The organism is Corynebacterium felinum (assembly GCF_030408755.1).
Taxonomy (GTDB): Bacteria; Actinomycetota; Actinomycetes; order Mycobacteriales; family Mycobacteriaceae; genus Corynebacterium; species Corynebacterium felinum.
The window spans coordinates 1528642-1543444 of sequence record NZ_CP047209.1; the positions used below are offsets into that span (position 1 = coordinate 1528642).

A 14803-nucleotide genomic window follows, 5' to 3' on the forward strand; every position below is an offset into this window, starting at 1 on the left:
GTCGACACAGTGCTTAACCTGCACATAGCCTAGGCGTCGATACGCATGAAAAAACCGCAGTGACGCTCACGCGATGTCACTGCGGAAACTCATGCCCGACCACAAATGAGTGGCAAGGATAAGGCGAACACTACTTGCGGGCGCGGCGCTGCGGGCGCGGCGGAGTCACACCATCAGCAAGACGGCGCGTGCACACCAAGAATGCAGTGTGCGCATTCATGCGGTGCTCAGGGCGGGTCGCTAGACCCTCCACACGCCACTCACGCACCAACGACTCCCACGCGCGAGGCTCAGTGAAGCACTTTTGCTCACGAATCCCCTCCATCACACGCATCAGCTGCGGGACAGTCGCAACATACGCCATGAACACGCCACCGGGGAGCAAAAGATTTTTAGCAGTTTCCAAGCACTCCCACGGCTCCAACATGTCCAAAATGATGCGGTCAACAGGGCCGCCGAGATCATCGACGGTGACTTCCTTAAAATCACCCAAACGTGGATGCCAGTTCGCAGGACGTCCAGCAAAATACTGATCCACATTCGACTCCGCGAACTGCAAATGATCCTCACGAATCTCATAAGAGAAAACCTCGCCACGATCCCCTACTGCACGCAACAAGGACATCGACAACGCACCCGATCCCGCGCCAGCCTCAAGCACACGAGCACCAGGGAAAATGTCACCCTCGACCAAAATCTGCGCCGAATCCTTCGGATAGATCACAGCAGCGCCACGGGGCATCGACAGCACATGATCAACCAACAAGTGGCGGAAGCACAAGTACTCATACCCCTGCTCCGACTTGACCACAGTGCCCTCATCCGCACCAATAATATCGTTGTGTGCAATCATGCCTTTGTGGGTATGAAATTGCCCGTCTTGCTCCAAGACGATAGTTGCGTGACGACGCTTCGGATCAGTGAGCTGAACACGATCGCCAGGTTGAAAAGGACCAGAATATGCCATGTCGAATTACGCTACCAGATAAGCCACCAAACACTTCTCGAACAACTCTATATCCCGCACATGACACAACTCACGTGCAGAATGCATCGACAACAACGGCACACCCACATCCACCGTCGGAATACCCAACCGCGTTGCAGTAATCGGCCCAATCGTTGAACCACACGGCGAAGTATTATTACCAACAAACACCTGCGTATCCACCCCAGCCGCACGGCATGCGCGCACCCACAAAGCCTCAGTTTCAGTATTCGATGCGTAGCGCTGATTCGCATTAATCTTCAGCACTGGCCCCATACCCAACACAGGGAAATTACCCTGATCATGTCGCTCCGGATAATTCGGATGAACAGAGTGCGCAGCATCCGCCGACACACAACTCGAACGGGCAAACATTTGGCGCGTCTGATCAAAAGTTGCACCCAAAGCAGAAGCTGTTCGAGTCAACACATCTTCGAGCAAAGGCCCTGCTGCACCAGTGGTCGAGGCGGACCCAATTTCCTCATGATCAAAACATGCAAGCACCAACACATCATCGCTGCCAGCCTGCTCAATGGTCACCGCCGACGTGGCTTGCAGAAACGCCTGTAATCCTGCGAAAACAGAGCTCAAATTATCAAGTCGACCCGCAGCAAGGAGCTCCGAATTGTGGCCAAAAATCTCGCCTGGTTGAGCATCGGCAGTTATCAGATCGTGCGACACAATCTGATCGGCCTCGACCCCTGCCGCCTGCGCAAGAACATCGAGCACCGATACATCAGCACCGACGCTGAAAATTGGTTGCACATGACGCTGTCGATCGATGCTCAATGAATCATTTGCACTACGATCCAAATGAATCGCCAAATGCGGAATCCGCAACAACGGTGAGGTAGACACTAACGTGGTGCTGCCGTCGGCAAGCCCAATCTTGCCTGCCAGCACTAACTCACGATCAAACCACGACGCAAGAATCGGGCCCCCATAGACCTCCACAGCAGCCTGGCCAAAGGTGTGAGAACGCAGATCCGGATTGAACTTCAGCTTAAAACCAGGCGAATCAGTGTGTGCACCAATCACCCGAAAACCACTGCGTGTCGACGCCGTCTCGGGAACAAACCACGCCACAAGCGCACCACCGCGCACCAAAAAATGCCCACCTGGGGCAGCATCCCACTTTTTCGTTTCCTCCTGCTGGACAAACCCAGCCTCTTTCAGCATGTGTGCACCAAAGTCCGCAGCATGGAAGGAACTCGGCGAAGCAGCAATAAAACTAATCAGATCCCAAGACATGAGTTTCAGTGTATGTCAGATATGGTAAGAGGTTGTGAAACTAGCTCTCTCCCCCTCCCGCGCATCCGACTACCAGCAATGCCCGCTGCTGTATAGATTTCGCGCACTAGACAAATTGCCGGAACCCAAAACTGTCGCTCAAGTCAAAGGCACCCTCGTCCATGCCTGCCTCGAAGACATGCATTCATGGCCAAAACAAGAGCGCACGTATCCAGCAGTGGTCAAAAGGCTCAAACCAAACTGGGCCAACATGTGCGAGGAAGACCCAGAACTTACCCAACTCGTACCTGAAGCAGAAACCCTCGACTTCCTCGTCGAATGCCGCAGCCTGCTGCGCGGCTATTTTGAAATGGAAAACCCGCAAGGCTTTGATGCGCATGCCTGTGAAATGTTTGTTGACACCACCTTGCCCAACGGAGTGCCAGTGCGTGGATTCATCGATCGCGTCGATATCGCCCCCACCGGCGAAGTGCGCGTAGTCGACTACAAAACTGGTAAAAAGCCTATTCCCCGATTCAGTGACCAGGCGAAATTTCAAATGCGCTTCTACGCGCTTGTGTGGTGGCGCTTACACGGTGTGATCCCTCACCAGCTACGCCTGATGTATCTCAAAGTATCCGACTCTCTGTTTTTAGCGCCCTCCAAAGAAGAGCTGGAATATTTTGAGCGTGACCTTGGCGATTTGTGGGAAAAGATTATGGGTGATCTGCGTGAGCAAAGTTTTAAAACCAAAACCTCCAAGCTATGTAATTGGTGTCCACACCAAAACTTATGCCCCGAATTTGGGGGCACCCCACCAGAATTTCCAGCCGCTGCCGTGGTGAACTCCTAAAAAAATTCCTAATAGTTCGCTGATTATCTAAGTGAGTGTGTGTGCTAACGCTCTGTGAGACATTTCTGTGACGTGTCGGCAATAGTGGGTACACGCTATGAGTAGCCGATCGCTGGTTTTGCCCACTTTTGCTGGCAGTGCACATCGGGTGCCGCAGTATTTGATTAAGGCTGAAATGGCTGTACAGGAGCATAGTTTAGGGGTGAGTGCGCTGGGGTGATATGGGTATGGGTGTGTCTGCGCTACTCGGTGCTTCGCGGGAAAAGTGGAAGTATCGTGTCAATCAAATATGGAAACTATGAAAGAACTAAGTTAGTTAAGCATAAGCTAAAAATAGGCCTTCTACCTTTGCTTCTATTTAAAGTGTCTTAAGCCTAACCTTCGTGGTAATCGGATAGTCTTTCCCCCTAACATGGAAACATCGCGTCAACGCACATGCTTCTATAGCACCGACACCCGCCCGCCACCCACATTGAAGAAGGGGGTAAAACCCATGGCACAGCCCAGGCATCCAGGAGAAATTCTGGAGCAAGACTTTATTCAGCCAGCCGGAATGAGCCACTACGATGTAGCAAAGCGCATGTACACCGCTGAAGGAGTTGTGGACAAACTTGTTGCGGGAAGTATTGGCGTTACGTGGAATCTTTCCAAACGCCTCGCCAGCGTCTTTGGCACCGACCAAACCTTTTGGCTTCAAGCCCAACGCGACTGGGACGCAGCCAACAGCTAAACGAAAAAAGGGACGATGTGTTATTTCACATCGCCCTTAAATTTCTGCTGAGCATGCCTGCTTACAGGAAGCGGATCTAGAATAGCCCTTTGATCAAGCCCTGATCAACGGAAATCTTTTCCGCTGCAGGAACCTTTGGTAGTCCAGGCATGGTCATCACATCGCCAGTCAGTGCCACAATGAACCCCGCACCAATGCGCGGCAGCAACTGGCGCACATGCACAGTGTGACCTTCGGCAGCGCCAAGTGCCGTGGGATCGTCGCTGAACGAATATTGGGTTTTTGAAATGCACACCGGCAGACCATCCCATCCGTGGGCCTTTAAATACTCCAGATCCGCACGTGCCTGTTTTGACCACTGCACAGTGTGTGCACCGTAAATTTCCTGCGCGATCGTGCTTATCGACTCTTCAATGCCTTCGGAGGGGTCATAGAGCGAGTGTGAAGGGGTGTCTTGTTCAAGCTCTAACACTGCTTGTGCAAGATTATCCGCACCGTCACCACCATTGGCCCATACAGTGACAGGATATAATCCCACGCCGAACTCTTTGGCCCAGGACAGCATCCAGTCTTGCTCTTGAGCCGTGTCGGAGCTGAAGAGATTCAGCGCGATAATGGGTTCGACACCGAACTTGCGCACGTTACGCACATGCTTTTCCAAGTTGATAATTCCCTTAGCCAGCGCTGGGATATTTTCTGCGGTGAGTGCTTCCTTTGCAGCACCACCGTTGTATTTTAAGGAACGAATGGTGGCAACGATGACGCACCCAGCAACGTCGAGTCCACCCGCGCGGGCCTTAATGTCGAAGAATTTTTCTGCGCCCAGATCGGAGCCGAAACCAGCTTCGGTCAGCACCACATCGGCGTAGCTCAAAGCCGTGGTTGTGGCGATTAACGAATTGCATCCATGGGCAATATTGGCAAACGGGCCACCATGGACAAAGGCGGGAGTGCCACCTAAGGTTTGGACAAGATTCGGGTTCAGTGCTTCTTTCAGCAGCGCAGTTAGTGCGCCTTGGGCGTGAAGATCGCCCGCTGTGATTGGTTGACCTTGGTAGCTTTGTGCAACCACCATGTTTGCTAAGCGTGTTTCAAGATCCTCCACTGAAGTAGCGAGACACAGCACCGCCATGATTTCACTTGCAGCAGTAATGCTAAAGCCAGTCTCCGTGGGGGTACCATGAGCCTTTCCGCCAAGGCCGGTGATGACATGGCGCAAGCTTCGATCGTTGACATCGAGGCATCGTTGCCACGTGATGCGGCGTGGATCGATATCAAGACTATTGCCGTGCTGAATGTGGTTATCGATCAGTGCAGCCAGTGTGTTGTTGGCACCGGTGATGGCGTGGAAATCACCGGTGAAATGAAGGTTGATGTCCTCCATTGGCACAATCTGAGAATAACCGCCGCCGGCAGCGCCGCCTTTAATGCCGAATACGGGTCCGAGTGAGGGCTCACGGATAGCAACGATGGTGGAGTGCCCCTGTGCTCGGATCGCATCCGCGAGGCCGATAAGGACAGTGGATTTACCTTCTCCTGCTGGTGTGGGCGACATGCCTGTGACCAGAATGAGTTTTCCTTGGGGGTTGGTGGTGGTCTGGGAGATATCGATTTTTGCTTTGTTTCGCCCGTATCCAATCACGGCGTTGTCGGGTAAGCCTGCGCGTTGGGCGATGATCTGAATGGGTTCTAGGGTGTGTGCTTGGGCGATTTCGACATCGGTCAGGGGTGCTTGCTGGGTCAGTGTGGTCGGTGGTGTCACGGCGCTAGTGTCTCCTTTGGTTCGGGAACTTTCACAACAAGGGTGTGATCCTGTGCTCAGGGTTTCGCGCAGAATCTGACTGTGCCCGTGTGAAGAATCGTTGAACGGTGCCACATATAATCTATCGGAAGTTGAACGCAACAACGGGGGCGACGAGAATTCGTCGCCCCCGTTGAGACACCCACGTCCCAGACTAAACAGGATCAGTGGTGTGGGAATGTGTTAATTATCGAGATACAAGGTTCCGCGGAACACAGGGTGCATCAGGTTTTCGGTGGACAGCACCTGGTTGAGGGTGTCCTCATCCATCAGGCCCTTTTCTAGAACCAGTTCGCGCACAGACTTGCCGGTGCGGGCTGCTTCTTTGCCGATCAAATCACCATTGTGGTGGCCGATGAATGGGTTGAGGTAGGTGACAATACCGATGGAGTTATCTACGTACGCGCGGCACACCTCAGCGTTTGCGGTGATGCCCGTGACACACTTCTCACGCAGGGTGTCCGCTGCGTTGCCGAGGATATCGATGGACTCGAACAGTGCCTGGCCAATCGCAGGCTCCATGACGTTGAGCTGCAGCTGGCCAGCTTCGGCAGCCATGAGTACGGTGAAGTCGTTGCCAAATACCTTGAAGCAGACTTGGTTAACCACTTCAGGGATCACTGGGTTGACCTTTGCTGGCATGATGGAAGAACCAGCTTGGCGTTCAGGCAAGTTGATCTCATTCAGGCCAGCGCGTGGACCGGAAGAGAGCAGGCGCAGGTCGTTGCAGATCTTCGACAGCTTCATGGCAGCACGCTTGACTGCGGAGTGCACGAGTACGTATGCGCCGGTGTCGGAGGTTGCTTCGATGAGGTCTGCTGCCGATTTGATGGGCAGTCCGGTTACTTCAGCTAGTGCTGCGGTGACCTGGTGGCGGTAGCCGGCAGGGGTGTTCAGGCCGGTGCCGATGGCGGTTGCGCCGAGGTTGATTTCTAGGAGACGTTCTGCCGCGGCGCGCAGGATTGCTTGCTCTTCGGCAAGGTTGTGAGCGAAAGCGTTGAATTCATCACCAAGCGTCATGGGTACTGCATCTTGAAGCTGGGTGCGACCCATCTTGAGGATATCGACGAACTCCCCTGATTTGGCGTGGAATGCTTGCTGTAGCGCGTCGACCTGGTCGATGAGCTTCATCATGCAGGCATAGAGACCAAGGCGGAAGCCGGTGGGGTATGCGTCATTGGTTGACTGCGACATGTTCACATCGTCATTGGGGTTGATGACTTCGTAGTCGCCCTTTTCTTTACCCAAGAATTCGAGTGCGAGGTTAGCGATCACTTCGTTGGTGTTCATGTTGAGGCTGGTGCCAGCCCCGCCTTGGAAGACATCGATGGGGAATTGATCCATGCAGCGACCGTGCTCCAAGATTTGATCGCATGCCCACACGATAGCGTCGCACTTTTTGCCCGGCAGGGTGTGGAGGCGACGGTTAGCCATGGCCGCGGCTTTTTTGACCTGAACCATGCCGCGGATGAACTCTGGTACATCGTTGATGGTGGTTCCGGAGATTTGGAAGTTATCTATTGCGCGTAAGGTGTGGATACCGTAGTAGTACTCGTTGGGTACTTCCATTGAGCCGAGGAGGTCAACTTCGGTGCGCGTTGCTTTGTGCGCGGTCGTTGCCGGGGCGTGAGCTGCAGACTCGGTTGTGGTTGCAGCGTGTAGGGTTTCTGGGTTCTTCTTCGAAGACTTAGCCATGGTGTGAAAGACCATTCTCCTGTGAGTTGTGAGTGTTTACAAGCCCCAACACTACGTGAGAAATCCCATTCTGTGTCAAGATGTTCAGACACTGTGGTGAAGAAGTTGGCGCAAGGTTGTACATATCGAAAATTGCAGTACTTTTCATCGCCGAAAAAATGGTGAGGTTACGCCTTGTGTACTGGGGTTTGAGCTTTTCGACGTCGCTACAACAGCAGCGTTTGTAGCACCGTTGCTTTTTCACTTCTCCCCTTTTGCGGGCCACTAAGTTTTAGGGCAGCATGCCACTGGCGTGGATGAAATGGAGTAGCTCGTACGCTCGGCGGCATAGGATATCTTGGGTGAGATCCTGTGCGCGTGCGTGGGTGTAGGTGACGGCAAATCGGCCGCGTGGTGTGCTCAGTGCTGAAACGCAGTGGGGTGTGTGGGGAAGTTCTGGGGAAAGGGCAAAATAGATGCGCTCGTGTGCATCTTTAAAAGAGGCGTGAATTAAGAGTTTTGTTCTTCTTAATGATCGATAGGTGACGGTATCGCTGGTTATTCGTAAAATCTCGTCCGTGTTTAAAACATTGTTGGAGTAGCGCACCATACAGACTAGTTTGGGGTCAGAAAACTGAATGGTTTTAACTTCTACTATGATTCCAGCTTCTTCGAAAAGGCTCGGTGGGAAGTGCTCGCAGGGGTCGATTAAGCTAAGCGATCCATCCCTGTGGTTGAATGCTTCGAAGTATCTTCTTTCGGGATCAAGTGGGATCATGGTGCTTTTCCAAATCAGATCGGAGGAATATTTTTCTGCACTGGTAGAGTCGGCTCGTGCGGAAGAAGAAGCTGATGGTACTGCTACGCTACAGCCGCTAAGAACGATTCCGAGTAATAATGCGATAAGGCACAGTGCTGGGAGGAATGTGTGTGCAGTGCGAAGCGGTTGTGGTGCGCTGTATTTTTTCACGAAAACCCTCCTTGTGTTTTTCCATACATTACGTTTTAGAGCCGATAGGAAAACGATAAAACTTTTAGAGCAAAAAGTCGCGAAATTGCGTCAGTGAAGTGCTTTTTTGGGGGCAATGGGGGTAAAGTTTCGTGGGCTGTGCAGGTCTTCCCATCCATTATTTATATAACTACAGAGGTTTTCGATGGTGGCCTAAAAGAATCAGTCGAGCTCACAAGCGTGACAAAACGGTGGGGTGGGCGACACAATCATGGCTTGATCTGTGAATTGCCCTATAACAGATTCAGAAAAAGGTGTGAAAAAGGGTAAATAAATGACCATCAGCATAAAGAATGCTGATGGCCTCATAGGGAGTGTGTGCGGGTCATCTTAAATGCGTGCGATTCGGATTTCGGTAGCCAAGATTGCTTGGGCGCCGAGAGCTGCAAGCTCATCCATTACAGTGTTTGCCTCCTTGCGTGGAACCATGGCGCGAACCGCAACCCACTGATCGTTGGCAAGCGGCGACACAGTGGGGCCAGAAATGCCTGGGGTGATGGCGGTGGCGTCGTCAAGCAAACGGCGCTCCACGTTGTAGTCGAGCATCAGGAAGTTACGGGCATGCACAATGCCTTCAATGCGGCGCAACAGCACCTGCATTTCTGGGGTGAGCTCTACCCCACTACGAGCAACAACAATAGCTTCAGAATTGACCAGCGGTTCCCCGAAAGGCTCCAAGCCTTGCTGGCGCAAGGTGCGGCCAGTCGAAACGACATCGGCAATCGCATCAGCAACACCGAGTTTGATGGAGATCTCCACAGCCCCATCCAAGCGCAGTACTTCAGCTTCAATGCCGCGTGCGCGCAGATCGTTGCGGACCAAGTTGGGGTACGAGGTAGCAATGCGCTTTCCGGCAAGCTTGTCGATAGTCCACAACTCGTTTTTCGGTGCGGCGTAGCGGAAAGTCGACGAACCAAAGCCGAGGCTGAGCACATCAGTGACATTCGCCTGTGAATCGGCAGCAAGGTCGCGCCCAGTGATGCCGAGGTCGAGGTGACCGTTGGCAACGTAAATTGCGATGTCTTTCGGGCGAAGGAAGAAAAATTCGACGTTGTTTGCTTTATCAAGGAGGGTTAGAGCCTTGCTGTCGCCACGGTTGGTATACCCAGCTTCGCGGAGGATTTCAACAGCAGTGTCAGACAATGACCCTTTGTTGGGGACTGCAACTTTTAACATAGGGATTCCTAGAGATACTTGTAGATGTCTTCCGGGCGAATGCCTCGGGCTACCATCATGGTTTGAGTCCAGTACACAAGCTGGGAGATTTCCTCGGCAAGTTCTTCGTCAGACTGGTACTCAGCAGCAATCCATACCTCGCCGGCTTCTTCGATGATTTTCTTGCCCAGATGATGCACACCCTTGTCTAAGGCAGCAACAGTGCCGGAACCCTCAGGGCGGGTTGCGGCGCGGTCAAGTAATTCTTCGTACAGCGAGTCAAAGTTCTTCACCTGTGCGATTATTGCACAGCCCGAAACCATTGTCGTAAATCTTTCGCTTGTGTCCCCACAAAAGAGGGTGTGTGCATATTATGAACTCCCTGTGGGCGGTCGTGTGTTGCGTTCGGCGCGGCAAACACTATGCATCCTGCGTTCACGGCGGCGGTCATACCGGGAGTGGAGTCTTCAAAGACAAGGCAATTATGCGGTTGAGTTTTGAGTATGCGTGCCGCAGTGGTGTAGATAAGTGGGTCGGGTTTACCGTGTGCGACTTCGTCGCCACAGATTGATCCGGCGAAAAGATCTGCCCCAATCGCCTTCATTGCGGGGTGTGCAAGCTCCCGGGTTGTGTTGGTGACAATGAAAGAAGGGATGCCCGCATCTTTGAGCGAGCGTAAAAGCGTGTCGACGCCGGGGTTGATCGGTGCGTTGGCAAGAAGTTCGCGCATGCGGGCGAACATGATGGATTGAAAATAGGTGTAATCGCTCTCGGTGAGTCTGATCCCAGCGTGCGCGGCACAGATGGTGGCTGTGTTGTGAAAGGAACCACCAACTGTTTTCTCGCGGAGCTTGGGGGTGAGTCTGCGCCCCATGGACTCGCTGAGTTCGTAGGTGGCTATTTCCCAGAGTGGTTCTGAGTTGATGAGGGTTCCGTCCATGTCCCACAGCACTGCTTTCATGATCTCTATCGTTGTTGAGTGTGCGGGCAGGTGCCAAATCGGTGGGGTTTAGTTGAAGAAATGCGCGATGTCACTAAGCGTATTTCCTAAGCCGTCAAAGATGCCCACCTTGTGCCCGCCGCCAACAACGAGTGCGGTCGCTGCGAGCGACAGGATGCGGTTGATGACACTTCGGATGAGCTTAAACACCGCATAGATCGCGGCTAGTCCGAGGATGAGGGGGACGAGATTGTCGGAAGATAAAAGGTCGGCGGTGTTCATGGAAGTACAGGAGATCCTTGTGTCGGAAGAATGAGGGGGAGGATACGCGGCGAGGTGGTGGGAAAACCTAGTAGAGGACAGTCACGTGGGCGGGAGCAAAAGTGCACAAGGGATTGGTGGTGCAACAAGAAACATAGATTAGCACAATTGTACGATATCTTTCGGCGGTGGCTGAAGCTACTGACGTGTTCGATTTGCGTTCGAATGTCTTTCACCCGAAAAACCTGGACTCAAAATGAATGTGAGAAAGGCGAAAAGCCTAGTGGGTTTCATGAAAGCCCACTAGGCTACGAGCTTGCGTTTCGGGGAAGAAGAGGGGTTGTTCTCCCCTACCGCTGAAGATCACAGGTGACTAAACATCTACACCATAAAGCTAGATGCTAACCGTAGCTGTGATCAGAGCACGCGAACTAGACATTAAAGTACTTCGCTTCAGGGTGATAGAGCACAAAAGCATCCGTCGACTGCTCAGGGTGGAGCTGGAGTTCCTCCGACAAAACCACGCCAATACGTTCCGGCTCCAGCAACTCAACCATGGTGATGCGCGATTCCAAATCTGGGCACGAACCATAACCAAAGGAATAACGAGCACCTCGATACTTCAAATCGAAGAAATCAACAGTGTTCTCCGAATCTTCATCGCCAGCGCGAGTGCCATCTGAGAATGCGAGTTCGGCGCGTACACGGGAGTGCCAGTACTCGGCGAGGGCCTCAGTGAGCTGAACACCAATGCCGTGGACTTCGAGGTATTCGCGGTACTCGTTTTTGGCAAACAGATCGTTGGCGAAATCCGCGATCGGGTTGCCCATGGTGACGAGCTGGAATGGGAGAACATCGACTTGTCCGGTACGTTGCGCTTCTTCTTTACTGCGGATAAAGTCGGCGATGCACAGGAAGCGACCACGTTGCTGACGGGGGAAGTCAAAGCGGGCGCGGACTTGTGCGTCAGGATGAGGTTCTTCGAGGATATAAACGGAGTCTTTGTCAGAGACCGCGGGGAAATAACCATAGACGACAGCGGCATGGTCAAGAATGCCTTGCGACTTCAAACGGTCGATCCATGCGCGCAAACGTGGGCGCCCTTCGCTTTCAACGAGCTCTTCATAGTCAGGGCCGTCGCCACGGGTGGATTTAAGCCCCCATTGGCCCATGAAGAGTGCACGTTCGTCGAGTGTAGGCAGATACTCCGCCAAAGGAAGGCCTTTAACGATGCGCGTTCCCCAAAACGGTGGAGTTGCTACGGGCACATCAAAGGCGACGTCGGAGCGTTCGGGAACGATGATGGGTTCTTCTTTTGCCTTGCGTTCCGCGGCAATACGTAGCGAGCGCTCCCGTCGAGCCTTGCGCTCTTCGCGCTTACGAAGAGTTTCGGGATCGTGGGTGGGGCCGTCGCCACGTTTAGCGGCCATGATTTCATCCATGAGGCGGAGGCCCTCAAAAGCGTCGCGGGCGTAAAACACTTCGCCTTCGTACACTTCATCAAGATCGTTTTCCACATAAGTGCGGGTCAAGGCGGCGCCACCCAAAATGACGGGGATGTCAGAAGCCCCATCGGCATTCATCTCTTGGAGATTTTCTTTCATCACCACAGTGGACTTCACCAACAGCCCCGACATACCAATGACATCAGCATTGTGCTCACGGGCAGCCGAAAGAATGGTGGCGATGGGTTGTTTAATACCGATATTGACAACGTTGTAGCCGTTATTACTCAAAATGATGTCGACGAGGTTTTTGCCAATATCGTGGACGTCGCCCTTAACAGTGGCGATGACCATGGTGCCTTTGCCACCGGATTCGTCGGAAGCTTCCATGAAGTTTTCGAGATAGGCGACGGCCACTTTCATTGTTTCTGCTGATTGCAGCACGAATGGCAGTTGCATTTGGCCCGATCCAAACAGCTCGCCGACGGTCTTCATTCCGCCAAGAAGATCTTGGTTGATGATCTCGATTGCGGACTTCTCTTTAAGCCCAGCGTCGAGGTCTTCTTCGATGCCGTTCTTTTCACCGTCGATAATGCGTTGTGCAAGTCGTTCAAAGAGGGGCATTGCTGCTAGTGCTTCGGCGCGTGCATCTTGAGCATCGGCAGCGCTGACGCCGTCGAAAAGCTCCATGAAAACCTGCAGCGGGTCGTAATCGTCGCGGCGACGGTCATAGACCATGTCGAGGGCGACTTCGCGTTGGCGCTCGTCGATCCGATTCATCGGCACAATCTTTGAGCTATGCGCAATCGCAGAGTCCAAACCTGCCTGAATACACTCGTGCAAGAACACAGAGTTCAATACTTGGCGGGCAGCAGGATTCAAGCCGAAGGAAATATTCGACAGACCCAAAGTGGTGTGGATGCGAGGGTGGCGACGCTTCAGCTCCCGGATCGCATTGATCGTTTCAATACCATCGCGGCGAGTTTCTTCCTGCCCTGTCGAAATCGGGAAGGTCAGGGTGTCGACAATAATGTCCGACTCATCAAGCCCCCACGTGCCGGTGATATCGGCGATAAGACGCTCGGCGATCTCCACTTTCTTCTCAGCGGTACGCGCCTGCCCCTCCTCATCAATCGTCAAAGCAACGACGGCGGCACCGTGTTGTTTCACCAATGCCATAATCCGCTGATAACGCGAATCTGGGCCATCGCCATCCTCAAAGTTCACGGAGTTGACAGCACAGCGACCACCCAAATGCTCCAGCCCGACGCGGATAACCTCAGGCTCAGTAGAGTCAATCATGATCGGCAGCGTCGAGCTAGTCGCCAACAAAGAAGCGAGCTGCGCCATATCATCGCGGCCATCGCGCCCAACATAGTCCACGCACAAATCCAGCATGTGCGAGCCATCGCGGGTTTGCTGCTTGGCAATATCAACACATTTTTCCCAATCAGCAGCCAACATTGCTTCCCGGAACGCCTTTGAACCGTTTGCGTTCGTGCGCTCACCAATCATGGTGATACCCGTCTCCTGAGTCAGGTTGACCGAGGTGTAGAGCGACGAAACTGCATCACCTTGGGTCACATTTCGTGCTGCCTGTACCGCTGCTGGGCACTTATCTGTGCCGATCACAGCATCACGGACTGCCGTGATGTGCTCCGGGGTGGTACCGCAGCAGCCACCCACCATGGACAGACCATACTCTTCAACAAAACGCTTCAGGGCAACAGCCAAACCTTCAGCATCAAGTGGATAAACAGCACCGTCCTTGCCGAGCACCGGCAAACCAGCGTTGGGCATCACGGATACAGGAATCTGGGCATTCTTCGACAAGTAGCGCAGGTGCTCACTCATCTCATCTGGGCCAGTTGCACAGTTCAGGCCAATCATGTCAATGCCCAACGGTTCAAGAGCGGTCAGGGCCGCACCAATCTCCGAACCCAACAGCATGGTACCGGTCGTTTCTACCGTCACATGGCACACCAGCGGAAGGCGATACCCCAGCTGTTCAAAAGCTTCTTGGCAACCATGGACCGATGCCTTCACCTGCAGCAAATCCTGGGCGGTTTCAATCAAGATGCCGTCAGCATCAGCCTCGGCCATGCCGAGGGCCGCCTGCTTGTAATATTCCTTCAGATCCTCATAAGGCGCATGCCCGAGGGAAGGAAGCTTTGTGCCAGGTCCCATGGAACCAAGAACAAAACGACGCATCCCGTTACGTCCCGGCCCCAGCTCATCGGCAACATCACGGGCAATCTTGACACCCTTAAACGCCAACTCCTTGCAACGATCAGCGATGTTGTAATCAGCTAAGTTAGGCAGATTGCAGCCAAAGGTGTTCGTTTCCACCAGGTCGGCGCCAGCAAGGAAATAATTACGGTGAATCTGCGCAACCACATCAGGGCGGGTGTGGTTGAGAATCTCGTTGCAGCCTTCAAGGCCTAGGAAGTCAGCGTCAACGTCAAGGTCGAAGCCTTGGAGTTGGGTGCCCATGGCGCCGTCGCCAATCAGGACTGTGGATTTGAGGCAGTCAAGGAACTCGCTGCTTTTAAGAGGCAGATTCATGTGCGTAGTCATCGGGTAGACAGCTTAGTACGTATTGAACGCAGTCTTGAAATTGTGTCTCTGTATTTTCTGAGCATAGGTTCCCCATACCATCGACCACGCACATAGTTTTAGCAGTTAGGAACCTAAGCAACCCGAGATTGTTAAGGCAA

Annotated in this window: 12 protein-coding genes; 2 read left to right on the forward strand and 10 right to left on the reverse strand. The window is 53.2% G+C overall.

Going from position 1 to position 14803, the window contains the following annotated elements:
• Positions 1-130 precede the first annotated feature (130 nt).
• On the reverse strand, positions 131-967 hold the full coding sequence (locus CFELI_RS06590; RefSeq protein WP_277103677.1) for a tRNA (adenine-N1)-methyltransferase: 837 nt from the start codon (positions 965-967) through the stop codon (positions 131-133).
• Positions 968-973: 6 nt separating this feature from the next.
• Positions 974-2239 carry a M18 family aminopeptidase gene (locus tag CFELI_RS06595; RefSeq protein ID WP_277103678.1) on the reverse strand — a complete coding sequence of 422 codons (1266 nt, stop codon included), beginning with the start codon at positions 2237-2239 and terminating at the stop codon, positions 974-976.
• 34 nt (positions 2240-2273) lie between these two features.
• Here CFELI_RS06595 and CFELI_RS06600 point away from each other — a divergent pair, with 34 nt between their 5' ends.
• Both CFELI_RS06600 and CFELI_RS06605 read left to right on the forward strand, forming a co-directional pair.
• Positions 2274-3071: a RecB family exonuclease gene (locus tag CFELI_RS06600; protein ID WP_277103679.1), complete on the forward strand. Its 798-nt coding sequence runs from the start codon at positions 2274-2276 to the stop codon at positions 3069-3071.
• Positions 3072-3564: 493 nt separating this feature from the next.
• Positions 3565-3801 (forward strand): HigA family addiction module antitoxin, encoded by a 237-nt coding sequence (locus tag CFELI_RS06605; protein ID WP_277103680.1) that lies wholly within the window; start codon positions 3565-3567, stop codon positions 3799-3801.
• 76 nt (positions 3802-3877) lie between these two features.
• Here CFELI_RS06605 and CFELI_RS06610 read toward each other — a convergent pair whose 3' ends face one another.
• The 8 genes from CFELI_RS06610 to metH form a co-directional block, all read right to left on the reverse strand.
• Positions 3878-5527, reverse strand: coding sequence for a formate--tetrahydrofolate ligase (locus CFELI_RS06610; RefSeq protein WP_277103720.1), 1650 nt, complete (start codon positions 5525-5527; stop codon positions 3878-3880).
• Positions 5528-5785: 258 nt separating this feature from the next.
• A complete protein-coding gene (aspA, locus tag CFELI_RS06615) occupies positions 5786-7297 on the reverse strand; it encodes an aspartate ammonia-lyase (RefSeq protein ID WP_277103681.1) in 1512 nt (503 codons plus the stop codon).
• A 271-nt stretch (positions 7298-7568) separates the two neighbouring features.
• A complete protein-coding gene (locus tag CFELI_RS06620; protein WP_277103682.1) occupies positions 7569-8246 on the reverse strand; it encodes a hypothetical protein in 678 nt (225 codons plus the stop codon).
• Between the two features lie 369 nt (positions 8247-8615).
• Positions 8616-9461, reverse strand: a complete 846-nt coding sequence (hisG, locus tag CFELI_RS06625) for an ATP phosphoribosyltransferase (protein WP_277103683.1) — start codon at positions 9459-9461, stop codon at positions 8616-8618.
• Positions 9462-9469: 8 nt separating this feature from the next.
• Positions 9470-9763, reverse strand: coding sequence for a phosphoribosyl-ATP diphosphatase (locus CFELI_RS06630; protein WP_374724726.1), 294 nt, complete (start codon positions 9761-9763; stop codon positions 9470-9472).
• Positions 9742-10401 (reverse strand): HAD family hydrolase, encoded by a 660-nt coding sequence (locus CFELI_RS06635; protein WP_277103684.1) that lies wholly within the window; start codon positions 10399-10401, stop codon positions 9742-9744. The genes CFELI_RS06630 and CFELI_RS06635 overlap by 22 nt, the downstream gene beginning before the upstream one ends.
• Before the next feature lie 48 nt (positions 10402-10449).
• A complete protein-coding gene (locus CFELI_RS06640) occupies positions 10450-10662 on the reverse strand; it encodes a hypothetical protein (protein WP_277103685.1) in 213 nt (70 codons plus the stop codon).
• 410 nt (positions 10663-11072) lie between these two features.
• Complete coding sequence (gene metH, locus CFELI_RS06645; RefSeq protein WP_277103686.1) at positions 11073-14663, reverse strand: methionine synthase; 3591 nt, start codon at positions 14661-14663, stop codon at positions 11073-11075.
• Positions 14664-14803: the final 140 nt, after the last annotated feature.

What these genes read in the sequence shown, in the direction of transcription:
- CFELI_RS06605 (WP_277103680.1), top strand. Translation starts at nt 3,565, where the DNA reads ATGGCACAGCCCAGGCATCCAGGAGAAATTCTGGAGCAAGACTTTATT.
- CFELI_RS06590 (WP_277103677.1), bottom strand. Translation starts at nt 967, where the DNA reads ATGGCATATTCTGGTCCTTTTCAACCTGGCGATCGTGTTCAGCTCACT.
- CFELI_RS06630 (WP_374724726.1), bottom strand. Translation starts at nt 9,763, where the DNA reads ATGGTTTCGGGCTGTGCAATAATCGCACAGGTGAAGAACTTTGACTCG.
- metH (WP_277103686.1), bottom strand. Translation starts at nt 14,663, where the DNA reads ATGACTACGCACATGAATCTGCCTCTTAAAAGCAGCGAGTTCCTTGAC.
- CFELI_RS06595 (WP_277103678.1), bottom strand. Translation starts at nt 2,239, where the DNA reads ATGTCTTGGGATCTGATTAGTTTTATTGCTGCTTCGCCGAGTTCCTTC.
- CFELI_RS06640 (WP_277103685.1), bottom strand. Translation starts at nt 10,662, where the DNA reads ATGAACACCGCCGACCTTTTATCTTCCGACAATCTCGTCCCCCTCATC.
- aspA (WP_277103681.1), bottom strand. Translation starts at nt 7,297, where the DNA reads ATGGCTAAGTCTTCGAAGAAGAACCCAGAAACCCTACACGCTGCAACC.
- hisG (WP_277103683.1), bottom strand. Translation starts at nt 9,461, where the DNA reads ATGTTAAAAGTTGCAGTCCCCAACAAAGGGTCATTGTCTGACACTGCT.
- CFELI_RS06635 (WP_277103684.1), bottom strand. Translation starts at nt 10,401, where the DNA reads ATGAAAGCAGTGCTGTGGGACATGGACGGAACCCTCATCAACTCAGAA.